Below are 13,375 nucleotides of genomic sequence, written 5' to 3' on the forward strand. Positions count from 1 at the left end.
TCAGACACCTGCCGGGGTGGCGTCGCTCTCGGCGGCGATCTCGTCCGGCTGCGGCACCCGAGCGGGGGTGGGGAAACGACCGGCGAAGCCGTCGGCGAGAGAGTCGAGCAGAGTGCCGGCGTCGGAGGCGTGCTCGGTGGATCCGAACAGCCAGAAATCGGGACGCACGAGGACGGTGGAACGGCCGAGGTCGGTGAGCCACTGTCCGTAGGTGCCGTCGACGTCGACGACCGGTGCGCCGGACCCCGGAGCTCCGACATGCGCGAACACGATGCCGACGCGGTCCATCAGATCCTTCTGCTGCGCCGACAGTGAGGTCTGGGCCTCGGCGTCGGTGCTGAGCAGCACCCAGCCGGTCCCGACGAGGTCGTCGAAGAGTCCGGTGGTGCCGTCGACCTCGACATTGCCCTGCACACCGACGGTGCCGCCGGTGGGATCACCGGGCCGCACGAACGCGGTCGGTCCGGGAATCTGAGGCATCGGAGGCATCAGCGACGGATCGGCGAGCGCGGCCTTGAGGCCCTGATCTCGCATCGCGGCGATTTCCGGATCGGTGATGACACACGGCAGGCCGATCTCACGGGAGAGGTTCATCCAGGCGACGAAGATCGGCTTGCGATCAGCGGTGTAGCTGTCGAGGATCTGCGTCGACGCCTGTCCGCGCAGGACCAGGTTCAGCCGCCACGCGAGGGAGGACGCGTCGCGGATGCCGTTGCACATTCCCTCACCGGCGAAGGGCCACAACACGTGGGCCGAGTCGCCGGCGAGGAATACCCGCCCGTCCTGCCAGTGCTCGGCGACGACTTCACGGAAGTTGTAGACCGGTCGGCGCAGGATCTCCACGTCGTCGGGGCCCACCCACGGCTTCAGCAGCTCCCACACGCGTTCCTCGGTGAAGTCCTCGGGCTTCTCCCCCGGCAGCAGCGTCCACTCCCAGCGGTGGTGGTGGGCGCCGAGCTGGAACAGGCATCCCGGTCGGGCCGGGTCGGCGAACTGGCCGTTGTCGAACTCGAAGTTCAGCTTGTGCTTCTCGCGGCAGTCGACCACGAGCTGGTTGTAGTCGCAGTTGCCGATCCACGTCTTGATGCCCAGGGACTGGCGGATGGAGCTGTTGGCGCCGTCCGCGGCGACGAGGTACTTCGCGCGGACCTGGGTGCGCTCACCGCTCTTGCGGTGCTCGAGGGTGATGGTGACACCGTCGTCGTCCTGCTCGAAGTCCACCGCCTTCGTGCCCATCGTGATGTCGACGTTGCCGGTCTCGGTGACGGCACGGTGCATCGCGAGCTCGAGGTAGTTCTGGTAGAAGATCCAGTGCCCGCGGTGACCGTGCGGGCCGACCTGCGACCAGTCCATACGCAGCAGCAGGTCACCGTCGAAGGCCTTGGTGCGCATGTCGTACATGTCCCACGGCACCGCATCGGACTTGAACTCGTCGTCGATGCCGATCTTCTGCAGCGTTCGCACGATCTCGTCGTCCATGTGGCCGGCACGGGAGAGTCCGTAGAGCGTCTCGTAAGCCTCGAACGCGGCCACGGAATGCCCTGCCTGCCCGAGCTGGGCGCTGAGCATCTGCCCCACGGGTCCGAAGCCGATGACTACGACGTCGTAGTTCTTCATCGCTGATGGTCCTTTCGAAGTTCTGTCCTGCCGCCGCAGGTGCGTGGCGCCTGCAGTGGGTAGGTCTGCACCGAGCTTCTGTCGGCTGGGTATTTATCTGATGCGTATTCGAGCTGCTAGATACGCTAATGTCCGTCAGACGGACATTGGTCCGTTACAGTGATTCCACTGTGCCCGGTCGAGTGATCGTGTGTCAAGTGTCATAGCCGAACATCGGTGTGGGTGGCGGCACGTGCGAGACGACTCCTACGCAGGGTGCACACTCGAACAGTCGACAATCGATGTCGGACGAATGGGAAGGAAGCATCGACGTGGCCGAGCGCGGGCAGGGACCGGACTTCATCGAAGCTCTGGCACGGGGACTGCACGTCCTGCGAAGCTTCTCCGTCGACCGACCGGTCATGACCTTGACCGAGGTGGCGACGCAGACCGACCTCGCCCGCCCGACTGCGCGGCGGATCCTGCTCACCCTCGAAGAACTCGGGTACGTCCGCTCCGGCCACGCCGGATACGTCCTTACCCCGCGTGTCCTCGAGCTCGGCATGGCCTACATCGGCGCGCTCAACCTGTGGGACATGGCCCGACCACACCTCGAAGGGTTGGTCGCGGTCACCGGCGAATCGTCGTCGATGGCCCAACTCGACGGATCCGACATCGTCTACGTCGCACGCGTGGCCGTCCCGAAACTCATCTCACTGCGGGTCGACATCGGCACACGCTTCCCCGCCATGGTCACCTCACAGGGCCGGGCACTGCTCTCGGCCATGGACCGCGCTGCCGTGCACGACCGACTTGCCGAACCGAGCAGATCCGGCCTTCCGGCGAAGTCGTACACGACCGAACAGATCGACCAGATCCTCGACCAGACCGCCCGGCGGGGATGGGCACTGGCCGACCAAGACCTGGCACCCGGAGTTCGTTCCATCGCAGTGCCGGTACGCGACGGGCGAGGAGTCGCACGGGCCGCCATGAACATCACCGTCCACGCGGCCGAGACCCCCGTCGAGACTCTCACCTCCGACTACCTGCCGCTGCTTCTGACAGCCGCCGAACAGACATCTTCGGACTGGGGTGCATGGCAGAACCGCCCCATCGAACCAGCTCCGAGCGTCGCAGCTGGTGCCATGTCAAACGCTAGCTATCCAGCGCTATAACGCTGTGACGGCATACTCGCCACGTCGAGCTGCACGCAAGGGCGGGATCAAGGTGGCTCGTCAGAACATCGTGAGCTGAGCGGGGTCGCCGCCGCCGCACCGTCGCCGCGAGCCGATATCGGTTCTGGGTGGGGAATCCGGCGGAGTTCAGGATCGCCGACCGGACACGCGCACGCTCCTGCGGCGTGGCAGACGGGTGACGGAAGTCGTTCAACCAGCGGTCCGATCCCGGTCTCGGCGTACCGAGGACACGATCGGTCAGTCGGTCCGTCGAGGAGGACGTCGACCCGGTCTTGCAGGACGAGTGCAGCTTTCGTCACCGCCGCAGCAGGCATCGTCTGCTGCCCGTGACGCCGCGTGGTCATGGTCGCGGCCTGTGGTTCGTCGCCGCGTTGAGCTCCACCCTGCTTCGGGGTGGCGTGTTCGGTGAGATCGGCCAGGACGATAACGCGGCTGATGTCGGCGGCCAACTCGTGCGGGAGGGGCGGTCCGACCAGCGTTCTGGTGCGCACCGCGACAGCATGAACTCCCCCACGGACACCACGACCGCACTCACTGATCCCCGCTCAACCCGCCGCGCCGCGACGCGGCTGATGGCCTCCGCTGTTCGTGTCGTCGACACATGCCGACCTGGGGTGTCGGTGTCTCGGTGCGAAACGACTGGTATCGACGGTCGTCAAGTTCCGGAACGGTCCCGGGCGGCCGGGTCGATCAGGCCCCGGGCGGTGATGTCGCGCAGCAAGTGACGGAACAGGATGTCCGGCGCTTCGGCGGTGGGGTATTGCCGCGGGGATCTCGGCGACGGTGATGTAGGACAGCACTGCGCAGAATTCGCTTCTCACCCACGGTCGCAGATGAGCATCACCGATCTCACCGACGCCGCTCCGTCACCAGCCTTGAACACCGGCCTTGTTAGACAGGTGGTTCACCAGCGAACTGAATCACATTGTCTACTATCCGGTTTCAGACGTAGGGGTGTGTGGTGTCAGCGCGTCGGGTGCCTCCTGCACCTGCGTCGGTGCGTGAGTCAAGAAGCGGCCTGGGCACCGCATCGCACATCGACTTATGGGCTCGGGAGCCACTGCGGATCACACCGCTCAGCGAACGGCCGGCCATCGACCTCGTGGCGCGCTGCGTCAATCGAGCACGGCGGGCAGCGCGACCTGGACCAGTACGTCCGGCTTAAAAAGCACTAATTTGCGATCAGCGACGAGGGTGTCAAACCTGCGGCACGCCAGCTCGGGCGGGGTCAGAACATCGACAGCTACGCAGGATCGACACGCGTGTCGGCGGCGCGGCGATCCGCGCCGTCCCGGCACCCCGTGCGCGGCCGGTTCCTCACGGTGCGGGCGCAGCAGGATAGGTGACGCCAGCGCGGGCTTCGATCATCGCCCGCATCATCGTCCGGTCATTGCTGCGGGTGGCGCGGGTGATCGCGTCCGCAGTGCGAAAATGACTAACCGCACCATCGCACTCGAGACGGCCCGGCACGGCATCACCGCCAACGCGATCGCACCGGGGCTCATCGAGACGCCCATGCTCGCGTCGATGAACGGGCCTGCGCGCGAGAAGCTCATATCCAAGGTGCCGCAACGTAGAACGGGAGTTCCCGAAGACATTGCCGAGGCCGCTGCCTACCTGTGCTCCCCGGCAGCCGGCTACGTCAGCGGGATCGTCCTCGATGTGGACGGGGGCCTGGGGATCGGATCGTCCATTCGGTGACCGGGTCCTGTAACGAGCGTCCGGGACCGACGCCGAGGAGATCGATGCTGCCCGCCGCCGCCAGGTCGGCGCGCTCGCCGCAATCCGGCAGTCGACGTCACCTACGCCCAGTACACCGGACTCAGTCACGGGCAGGCGTTCCCGCCGTTCCGAGCACAAGCCGCGCAATTCCTGACCGACCGCTTCGCCGGCACCCCCACCCCCGGCAACGGCGCCACCACCGGACCCGGCGAGAACCTCGCACCGACACCGGCCCCCTGACCGACGGCCGCCCACCCAAACTCATCGCAGTCCAGTACGTGCTGACGCACCGGCGTGAGAGGCCTGAGGACTTCTCGGTGTTCAGTGGGCAAACTTGGGTGGCCGTTGTTCCTCGCGCCTGGAAGCTATCGCAGTTGACGAAGAATGTGCCGGTGGCATGACTGCCCGATGTTCGGCGGTGACGAGTACCCGGTTGCGCCCGTCGTGTATGTCGAACACCGCCGGGGTTGTCCTTCGGTGGTCGCCTCTTTCGTTGCGCGTCCGGAAGATAGTGCGACCCATCGCGGGGTGGCAGAAAGCGCCCTCTGCCACGGGCCAATTGATTCGCGGTGAGTTCAACTGTGGCGCAGTGCCGCACGAGCGCCGACAGTGATTGCTTGTAGCTGCACTCGGTCGATCGGAAGGCGCGTTCCATGGTTGTCCAGTCCTATGCGGTTCCCGCTAGAAACGTCGCGAGGGACGAGAGGGCGGTCGCGTCGGTGGCGTCGGTGCGCGCACAGTCGTGGTGGCAGCGTCACCGATGGACAGTGGTCCGCGCGCTTTCTCCCGTGGCGATCCTTGTTCTGTGGCAGATCGCGAGCGCAGCGGGCGTCCTGTCCGAGCGGGTCCTGCCTGCACCGTCGTTGATCCTGGACGCCGGAGTCGAATTGGCACGCAACGGGGAACTCGCGGACGCTCTTCTGGTGTCCGGGACCCGCGTGATCCAGGGGTTGGTGTTGGGTGGGGTTATCGGCGTGCTGTTCGGCTCGCTCGTCGGCTTGTCCCGCCTGGCCGAGGCGACGGTGGATCCGCCCCTGCAAATGCTCCGCGCGTTGCCGCACCTCGGATTGATTCCGCTGTTCATCCTGTGGTTCGGTATTGGTGAGACCCCGAAGATTCTGCTGGTGGCGTTGGGAGTGGCGTTCCCGCTGTATCTCAACACGTTCTCGGCGATCCGACAGATCGACCGCAAGTTCCTCGACACCGCTGTGGTTCTTGGCTTTTCGTGGTGCCAACGGTTCAGCGTCATCATCGCGCCCAGTATCGCCCCACAATTGCTCGTGGGCCTGCGGCAGTCCCTCGCGATCGCATGGCTGTCGCTGATCGTCGCGGAGCAGATCAACGCCGAGTCCGGTCTCGGCTACATCATCAACAACGCCCGCGACTTCCTCCGGGTGGACACCATCATCTTCGGCCTGGTCGTCTACGCACTGATGGGAATCATCACCGACGGCGCCGTCCGGATCCTCGAGAAGCGCTCCCTCCGGTACCGGTCGGAGGCGTCAGCATGACCGAGACCACCACGGCTGTCGCGGCACTGTCCGGCGTCGACAAGTGGTACGGCGACGCCCACGTCCTGCGGTCGGTGGATCTGACCGTCGATCGAGGCGAGATCGTCGCCCTGGTAGGACGGTCCGGCTCCGGCAAGTCCACGATCCTGCGCGTACTGGCGGGCCTGTCGACCGACCACACCGGCCGACGCGAGGTGGCGGGCCACCCGGCGGTCGCCTTCCAGGAACCTCGCCTGTTTCCGTGGAAGACGCTGCGTCAGAACGTCTCCTACGGTCTGAACACGGCCGGCGTCACCGGAGAGCCCGCATTGGCCGCGGCGGATGCGACGTTGGCCGAGGTGGGCCTCGGAGACAGACGCGATGCGTGGCCACTGACACTGTCCGGCGGGCAGGCGCAGCGAGCAGCACTCGCGCGCGCTCTGGTCGGTGAACCCGAACTGCTGCTGCTCGACGAGCCCTTCGGCGCCCTCGACGCGCTGACGCGACTGTCCATGCAATCACTGCTGCTCGACCTCTGGTCCCGCCACGGCTTCGGCATCCTGCTGGTCACCCACGACGTCGACGAAGCCGTCGCGCTCGCCGACCGGGTGCTCGTCCTCGAGGACGGCGCCGTGATCGATTCGGTCACCGTCCCACTCCCGCGCCCACGGGACCGGGGCACCTCGGAATTCTCCCGTCTCCGCGCCCACCTCCTGGGCGCCCTCGGCGTCCACTGATCCCCTCGCATCGGAAAGTGGCTTCCCTCATGTCCTCGTCCCATCGCTCCGTCGTCGCGCGAGTCGTCGCGGCTCTCGCCGTTCTCACTGTCGGGGCTGCCGGTCTCACTGCGTGTGTGTCACGGGAGAGCTCCTCCTCGTCGTCGGAGGCACCCGCGCTGGTCTCCACCGACGACCTCGCCGCCGTCACCCTCGACGTCGGCGACCAGAAGGGCGGCACCGAGGCGCTCCTGCGCGCGTCCGGTGAGCTCGAGGGCACGCCCTACGACGTTGCGTTCTCCACCTTCACCTCCGGACCACCACAGGTGGAGGCTGCAACCGCCGGCCAGATCGATTTCGCGGTCACCGGCAACACCCCACCGCTGTTCGGTGTGGCGGCGAACGCTCGCATCAAGATCGTCTCGGCCTACGCCAACGACGCGAGCGGCGACCAGATCCTGGTCCCGCCCGCCTCGACCGCGACGACGTTCGCGGACCTGCGCGGGAAGAAGATCGCCGTCGGCAAGGGCTCTTCCGCGCACGGGCACGTCCTGCTGCAACTGCAGAAGGCCGGGCTCACCGAGGACGACGTCGAGCTCGTCTTCCTCCAGCCGGCCGACGCCTCGACGGCATTCGCGTCGGGGAACGTCGACGCGTGGGCCATCTGGGATCCGTACACCGCCATCGCGCAGGTGCAGAACGGCTCGAAGACCCTGACCACCGCCGAAGGAACCGCCAACGGCTACGGGTTCGGTATCGCCTCGCAGCAGGCCTTGGACGACCCGGCGACCAACACCGCGTTGCAGGACTTCGTGGTGCGCCTGGCGAAGGCATCCGCGTGGGCCGACGCCAACCCCGCCGAGTGGGCGGGCGCGTACTCCGCCGCCGTCGGCATCGATCCGAAAGCCGGTGAGCTGGCGCAGGGCCGCAGTCAGCGTCCGGCGATCGCGTTGGACAACAGCGTGATCGAGTCCGAGCAGACGTTGTTCGACGTGTTCGCCGATAGTGGCGCCATCCCCGCGGGCAACCCGGTCGCGGACTTCGTCGACACCCGCTACAACGACGCGATCGCCGACGCGACCGTCGCCACCAACTGATCGCAGGAGCACCCCACTCGTGACCGCACGCATCTTCTGGTTCCTACCCACCGCAGGTGACGGCCGATCCATCGTCGGGGCATCGCACGCCTCGGCGCACCGCGTCGAGCCCGCCGGCTTCCGTCGCCCGTCCTTGCGATATCTCACCGAGGTCGCGCAGGCCGCCGATCGTCTCGATTACGAGGGGGTGCTCACCCCGACGGGAACGTGGTGCGAGGACGCCTGGCTGACCACGGCAGCACTGCTGCAGGCGACTCGGCGGCTGAAGTTTCTGGTCGCGTTCCGCCCGGGTCTGACCCCGCCGACGTTGGCGGCGCAGCAAGCGGCGACCCTGCAACGCTTCTCGGAAGGCCGCGTGCTGTTCAACATCGTCACCGGTGGCGACGACGCCGAGCAGCGCCGGTTCGGCGACTGGGTGGACCACGACCGTCGGTACGCCCGCACCGACGAGTTCCTGGACGTGGTGCACCGCATCTGGACCGAGGAGTCCGTCGATCACGACGGCGAGTTCTACCGAGTCGAGGACGCCCGCGTGTCCGAGGCGCCGGACCCGGTGCCGGAGTTCTGGTTCGGCGGATCCTCCGATCCGGCGCTGGCGGTTGCCGCCAAGCGCGTACAGACGTACCTGACGTGGGGTGAGCCGCCCGCCAATGCCCGCGCGAAAATCGACCGGGTCCGGTCTCTCGCCGATGCAAAGGGCCGCAAGCTCACCTACGGTATCCGTCTGCACACCATCAGCAGGGACACCTCCGAAGAGGCATGGGCCGTGGCGCAGCGCCTGCTCGACGAGCTGCCTGACGACGCGGTGGAGAACGCGCACCGCCTCCACGCGTCGTCGCAGTCCGAGGGTCAGCGACGAATGGCCGCGCTGCACGGCGGGAGCAAGGACTCGCTGGAGATCTACCCGAACCTGTGGGCGGGTGTCGGATTGATCCGCGGCGGCGCCGGCACCGCACTGGTCGGGTCGCACGAGGAGGTCGCGAACCTCATCGGCGAGTACCACGACGCCGGGTTCGACGAGTTCATCCTGTCCGGGTATCCGCACCTCGAGGAGGCGTACCACTTCGCCGAGGGTGTGCGGCCGATCCTCGATCGGCGCGGGATCACCGCTCCCGCTCGCTGATTCACGAGAACCTCGTTCAGCGCCGACGCCGGCCGGCGCACGTCGCGACCACACCCGTAGTCGGGGCTGCCGCGGCGGTGTCGGCGCACGCCGCTCATAGACGAACCTTGAAATCACGATGAGCGAAATTCTGGACACGTGTTCCTGTGATCGGTTGCGGCGTAACCGATTTGCGCCATCCCCGCTCCGGGGGTGATACTTCCGGCATGCGCACCCGCTGTTGTCACTGACGTGTCATCGCCTCGTCGTGCCGCATGTCCCCAGCATCCGAAAGTCTCCCGTGACCTCTTCTGTCGATCTTCCCCTGTCCGCACCCGAACGCACATCGCGCAGGCCGTCCCGATTCCCGGTGTCGGCGGTGGCGCTGCCCGCACTGTCGCTGGTGTTCTTCCTGGCCGTGTGGCAGATCGCCGCGTCGTCCGGCATCTGGAATCAGACGTTCGTTCCCTACCCGTCCACCGTGTGGGACGCCTTCGTCACCGTCTCCACCACGCACGACGGCACCCGCGGCTACCAAGGTTTCCTGCTGTGGGAGCACCTGTACATGACGCTACGGCGAGTCCTCGCCGGCGTAGTGGTCGGCGTCGCGCTGGGACTCGTCCTGGGCCTGACGATGGGGACTGTGCAGTGGGTCCGCCGAGTCCTCGAACCGTGGCTGACGTTCCTGCGCGCGCTGCCGCCTCTGGCGTACTTCTTCCTGCTGGTCATCTGGCTCGGCATCGACGAAGCACCCAAGGTGACCCTGCTGGCGCTGGCCGCATTGCCCCCGACCGCGGTCGCCGCCACCGCAGCGGTGCTGGCCGCTCCGTCGGGTCTCGTCGAGGCCGCCCGTGCGCTCGGTGCGAGCCGCCGCCAGGTCATCACTGATGTGGTGGTTCCGTCGGCGCTGCCGGAGACCTTCACCGGTATCCGTCTGGCCGTGGGGATGGCCTACTCGTCCGTGGTCGCGGCTGAGCTGTTCAACGGCCTGCCCGGTATCGGCGGAATGGTCAAGGACGCCAGCAACTACAACAACACCCCCGTCGTTCTCGTCGGCATCTTCGCCATCGGGATCTCGGGTCTGCTCATCGATGCACTACTACGCGCGGCGGAGCGTCGCGCGGTTCCGTGGAGGGGAAAGATATGACCATCTCACGCCGTGTGATTCGATCGGTGGCCGTCGCGGCCGCAGCAGCGCTCGTCGCGACCGGGTGCGCCGTCGGCGGGGAGAACGCCCCCGACAGCAGCAAACCCACGCTGCGCTTCGCCTACCAGTCCTTCCCCAGCGGTGACCTCGTGGTCAAGAACAACGGGTGGCTCGAAGAGGCGCTTCCGGACTACAACGTCGAGTGGACCAAGTTCGACTCCGGCGCCGACATCAACACCGCGTTCGTCGCCGGCGAGATCGATTTCGGGGCGATCGGGTCGAGCCCGGTGGCCCGTGGTCTGTCCGCACCACTGAACATTCCATACCAGGTGGCTTTCGTCCTCGACGTCGCCGGGGACAACGAAGCGCTGGTCGCGCGGAACGGCACGGGCATCGAGTCGGTGGCGGACCTGCGCGGTAAGCGGGTGGCCACGGCGTTCGCCTCGACCGCGCACTACAGCCTGCTCGCCGCGCTGAACCAGGCCGGGCTCGGCGCGTCGGACGTGCAGTTGATCGACCTGCAACCTCAGGCATCGCTGGCAGCGTGGGAGCGCGGCGACGTCGACGCCGTCTACACCTGGCTGCCGACACTCGACCAACTACGCGCCAGCGGGAAGACGTTGATCGCGAGCCGCGAGCTCGCGACCGCAGGCAAGCCCACCCTCGACCTGGGTGTCGTGTCGAGCGAGGTGGCCCAGTCAAAGCCCGAGGTCGTCGACGCCTGGCGCAAGGCCGAGGCGCGCGCGCTCGGAGTCATCGCCGACGACCCCGCCGCCGCTGCGAAGGCCGTGGCGTCGGAGATCGGCACCACCGAACAGGACGCGGCGAACCAGCTCTCCCAAGGAGTGTTCCTGACCCCCGCCGAGCTGACCTCGAGCGAGTGGCTGGGCACCGACGGACAACCGGGCAACCTGGCCCAGAACCTGCACAGCGCAGCGCAATTCCTCGCCGAACAGCAGCAGATCCCCGCCGCCCCCGACCTGTCGGTGTTCGAGTCCGCGATCTACACGAAGGGACTGCCCGATGTCCTCGACGACTGACGTCACGGGTGACACCCGCGTCGACGGGTCGGTGACCATCGACGCCGTCACCCACGTCTACGGGTCCGGCCGCGACTCCGTCGTCGCCCTCGGCCCCGTCAGCCTCGACATCGCTGCCGGAGAGTTCCTGGTGCTGGTCGGCGCATCGGGGTGCGGCAAGAGCACCCTGCTGCGGTTGGTCGCGGGATTCGAGCAACCCACCGACGGCACCGTGCACGTCTCCGGGCGACCGCCCACACCCGGCGCCGGCGCCGGCGTGGTCTTCCAGCAGCCACGGCTGTTCCCATGGAAGACGGTCGGCGGGAACATCGACCTGGCCCTCACCTATGCCGGCACGAGAAAGTCCGAACGCCGCATCGCCCGTGAGGCGTTGCTCGAACGGGTCGGGCTCACCGGAACCGAGGACCGCAAGATCTGGGAGATCTCCGGCGGACAGCAACAACGGGTCGCCATCGCCCGGGCGCTAGCTGCAGAGAACAACCTGCTCCTGCTCGACGAGCCGTTCGCGGCACTCGACGCCCTCACCCGCGAACGGTTGCAGGAAGACGTCCGGCGGGTCAGTCACGAGAGCGGGCGCACAGCCATCTTCGTCACCCACAGCGCCGACGAAGCAGCCTTCCTCGGCTCCCGCATCGTCGTGCTGTCCGCCCGCCCCGGCCGCGTCGCCCTCGACATCTCCTCGGACCTGCCCAGGACCGGCATCGACCCCGACGAACTACGCGGGACCTCCGAATACGCGGCACTGCGAGCGGAAATCGGCCACGCCGTCAAGAGCGCAGCCCGCGAGAACTGACCGGACAACGTCCACGGGTGCAGGCAACCGGTGAAGCCAGCGGTTTCCCTCAGCTGTCAGATCGAGCAGACCGCGAAACCGCTCCTCGATTCACGCCCGCATGCGATGCGGGTGAGGTCGACCGGCTCTCGAATGACGTTGTGCCGCCGTGATAGTTCCTCATTCACGTGCCCGCGGCGCGGTGTGCGCGCCGCCAGGGCGCTCGGGGCAACAGCCCACTGCGTGCGTTGACGACGATCGGTGCTCGCTGTTCCGATGAGAGCAGGTCGCATCGCGGTGGGCGATGTCGAGGCGTCGTCGTGTGTCCCGAATGGATCGGTACGGCTCGGCCCGCGACGACGAGATCCGCAGACACCGTGGGTCTCGAATACTGTTCGATCTCTGATGCGCCGGCGATCGCTCGGGTTCGGGAATGTCATCACTTCTCATCGCCGAGCCCATGCGGGTCGATTGTGATCTCGTCGATTCGAATCAGTGACCGATTCTTCGTCAAGCGTTGTGATGGGACCATTGTCGTGTCCGTCGATCGGGGAGCCGTATGAGAACGTTGGTTTTGCTCGGCTTGGTGGGGTTCGCAGCCCAGCTCGTCGATGGCAGCCTGGGCATGGCCTATGGCGTGACCACCACGACGTTGTTGCTTGCGGTCGGAACCAATCCCGCCGCCGCCTCGGCGACGGTTCACCTGGCCGAGATCGGCACCACCCTGATGTCCGGGGTGTCGCATTGGAAGTTCGGCAACGTCGAGTGGCAGGTGGTGCGTCGTATCGCGTTACCCGGAGCGCTCGGCGCCTTCCTCGGCGCCACGGTACTCTCTTCGTTGTCGACCGAGGTCGCCGCGCCGGTGATGTCCACCGTCCTGCTGATCCTCGGGTTGTACGTTCTGGTCCGTTTCACCGTTCGCGGCGTCCCTCGTGATCGACTCGGCCAGCCGTTGCGGCGCCGGTTTCTCGGGCCGCTGGGCTTCGTGGGCGGCTTCGTCGATGCGACCGGAGGCGGCGGATGGGGTCCGGTGGGCACGCCCGCCATCCTCGCCAGTGGTCGCCTCGAACCCCGCAAGGTGATCGGGTCCATCGACACCAGTGAATTCGTCATCGCTGTCGCTGCCAGCCTGGGATTTCTCGTGGGACTCGGGACCGCGGGCATCGAGTTCGGGTGGGTCGTCGCCATTCTGCTCGGGGGACTGATCGCTGCACCCATCGCCGCATGGCTCGTGCGGCACATACCGCCGCGGCTGTTGGGTTCTGCGGTGGGCGGCCTCATCGTCTTCACCAACGTGCGCACCCTTTTTCGCAGTGACTGGTTGGAGATTTCCGGGGCCGCGGCTGCGGTGGGGTATGTGGTGGTGATCGCTGTCTGGGCCGGCGCTTTCGGCTGGTCGCTACGGGAGTGGTCGAAAGACCGACAGGCCGAATCGGCGGATGCCATCGCCGCACATGCTCGCGTGGCCACGGAGAAGCAGCCCGTCGCGTCCTGACC

At 67.0% G+C, this 13,375-nt stretch carries 11 protein-coding genes; 10 read left to right on the forward strand and 1 reads right to left on the reverse strand.

From position 1 onward, the window contains the following. On the reverse strand, positions 1–1,617 hold the full coding sequence (locus QE397_RS16420; protein ID WP_307096036.1) for a bifunctional 3-(3-hydroxy-phenyl)propionate/3-hydroxycinnamic acid hydroxylase: 1,617 nt from the start codon (positions 1,615–1,617) through the stop codon (positions 1–3). Between the two features lie 281 nt (positions 1,618–1,898). Here QE397_RS16420 and QE397_RS16425 point away from each other — a divergent pair, with 281 nt between their 5' ends. The 10 genes from QE397_RS16425 to QE397_RS16470 all read left to right on the forward strand — a co-directional run bounded on the left by QE397_RS16425 (position 1,899) and on the right by QE397_RS16470 (position 13,373). Next, positions 1,899–2,771, forward strand: a complete 873-nt coding sequence (locus tag QE397_RS16425; protein WP_307096038.1) for an IclR family transcriptional regulator C-terminal domain-containing protein — start codon at positions 1,899–1,901, stop codon at positions 2,769–2,771. A gap of 1,452 nt (positions 2,772–4,223) precedes the next feature. Further along, the gene (locus QE397_RS16430) at positions 4,224–4,493 is read left to right on the forward strand and encodes an SDR family oxidoreductase (protein ID WP_307096040.1); all 270 of its coding nucleotides are present in this window, start codon (positions 4,224–4,226) and stop codon (positions 4,491–4,493) included. Positions 4,494–5,167: 674 nt separating this feature from the next. After that, on the forward strand, positions 5,168–6,025 hold the full coding sequence (locus tag QE397_RS16435) for an ABC transporter permease (RefSeq protein WP_307096041.1): 858 nt from the start codon (positions 5,168–5,170) through the stop codon (positions 6,023–6,025). Then, a complete protein-coding gene (locus tag QE397_RS16440) occupies positions 6,022–6,741 on the forward strand; it encodes an ABC transporter ATP-binding protein (protein ID WP_307096043.1) in 720 nt (239 codons plus the stop codon). Before QE397_RS16435 ends, QE397_RS16440 begins: the two co-directional genes overlap by 4 nt. A gap of 29 nt (positions 6,742–6,770) precedes the next feature. After that, the gene (locus QE397_RS16445) at positions 6,771–7,817 is read left to right on the forward strand and encodes an ABC transporter substrate-binding protein (protein ID WP_307096045.1); all 1,047 of its coding nucleotides are present in this window, start codon (positions 6,771–6,773) and stop codon (positions 7,815–7,817) included. Positions 7,818–7,836: 19 nt separating this feature from the next. Beyond that, positions 7,837–8,940, forward strand: coding sequence for an LLM class flavin-dependent oxidoreductase (locus QE397_RS16450; protein WP_307096047.1), 1,104 nt, complete (start codon positions 7,837–7,839; stop codon positions 8,938–8,940). A 304-nt stretch (positions 8,941–9,244) separates the two neighbouring features. Then, positions 9,245–10,066 carry an ABC transporter permease gene (locus QE397_RS16455; RefSeq protein ID WP_307097605.1) on the forward strand — a complete coding sequence of 274 codons (822 nt, stop codon included), beginning with the start codon at positions 9,245–9,247 and terminating at the stop codon, positions 10,064–10,066. After that, on the forward strand, positions 10,063–11,106 hold the full coding sequence (locus QE397_RS16460) for an ABC transporter substrate-binding protein (RefSeq protein ID WP_307096049.1): 1,044 nt from the start codon (positions 10,063–10,065) through the stop codon (positions 11,104–11,106). The genes QE397_RS16455 and QE397_RS16460 overlap by 4 nt, the downstream gene beginning before the upstream one ends. Beyond that, complete coding sequence (locus QE397_RS16465; RefSeq protein WP_307096051.1) at positions 11,090–11,899, forward strand: ABC transporter ATP-binding protein; 810 nt, start codon at positions 11,090–11,092, stop codon at positions 11,897–11,899. The genes QE397_RS16460 and QE397_RS16465 overlap by 17 nt, the downstream gene beginning before the upstream one ends. Before the next feature lie 538 nt (positions 11,900–12,437). After that, entirely contained in the window at positions 12,438–13,373 is a 936-nt protein-coding gene (locus QE397_RS16470) for a sulfite exporter TauE/SafE family protein (protein ID WP_307096053.1), read from the forward strand. The last annotated feature ends 2 nt before the right edge of the window (positions 13,374–13,375 follow it).

Source organism: Rhodococcus sp. SORGH_AS_0301 (genome assembly GCF_030818285.1).
GTDB lineage: Bacteria > Actinomycetota > Actinomycetes > Mycobacteriales > Mycobacteriaceae > Rhodococcoides.

Bases quoted from the DNA above. Each gene is read 5' to 3' on its own strand.
- QE397_RS16460 (WP_307096049.1), top strand. From the start codon at position 10,063: ATGACCATCTCACGCCGTGTGATTCGATCGGTGGCCGTCGCGGCCGCA.
- QE397_RS16435 (WP_307096041.1), top strand. From the start codon at position 5,168: ATGGTTGTCCAGTCCTATGCGGTTCCCGCTAGAAACGTCGCGAGGGAC.
- QE397_RS16470 (WP_307096053.1), top strand. From the start codon at position 12,438: ATGAGAACGTTGGTTTTGCTCGGCTTGGTGGGGTTCGCAGCCCAGCTC.
- QE397_RS16420 (WP_307096036.1), bottom strand. From the start codon at position 1,617: ATGAAGAACTACGACGTCGTAGTCATCGGCTTCGGACCCGTGGGGCAG.
- QE397_RS16425 (WP_307096038.1), top strand. From the start codon at position 1,899: ATGTCGGACGAATGGGAAGGAAGCATCGACGTGGCCGAGCGCGGGCAG.
- QE397_RS16430 (WP_307096040.1), top strand. From the start codon at position 4,224: ATGACTAACCGCACCATCGCACTCGAGACGGCCCGGCACGGCATCACC.
- QE397_RS16440 (WP_307096043.1), top strand. From the start codon at position 6,022: ATGACCGAGACCACCACGGCTGTCGCGGCACTGTCCGGCGTCGACAAG.
- QE397_RS16465 (WP_307096051.1), top strand. From the start codon at position 11,090: ATGTCCTCGACGACTGACGTCACGGGTGACACCCGCGTCGACGGGTCG.
- QE397_RS16445 (WP_307096045.1), top strand. From the start codon at position 6,771: ATGTCCTCGTCCCATCGCTCCGTCGTCGCGCGAGTCGTCGCGGCTCTC.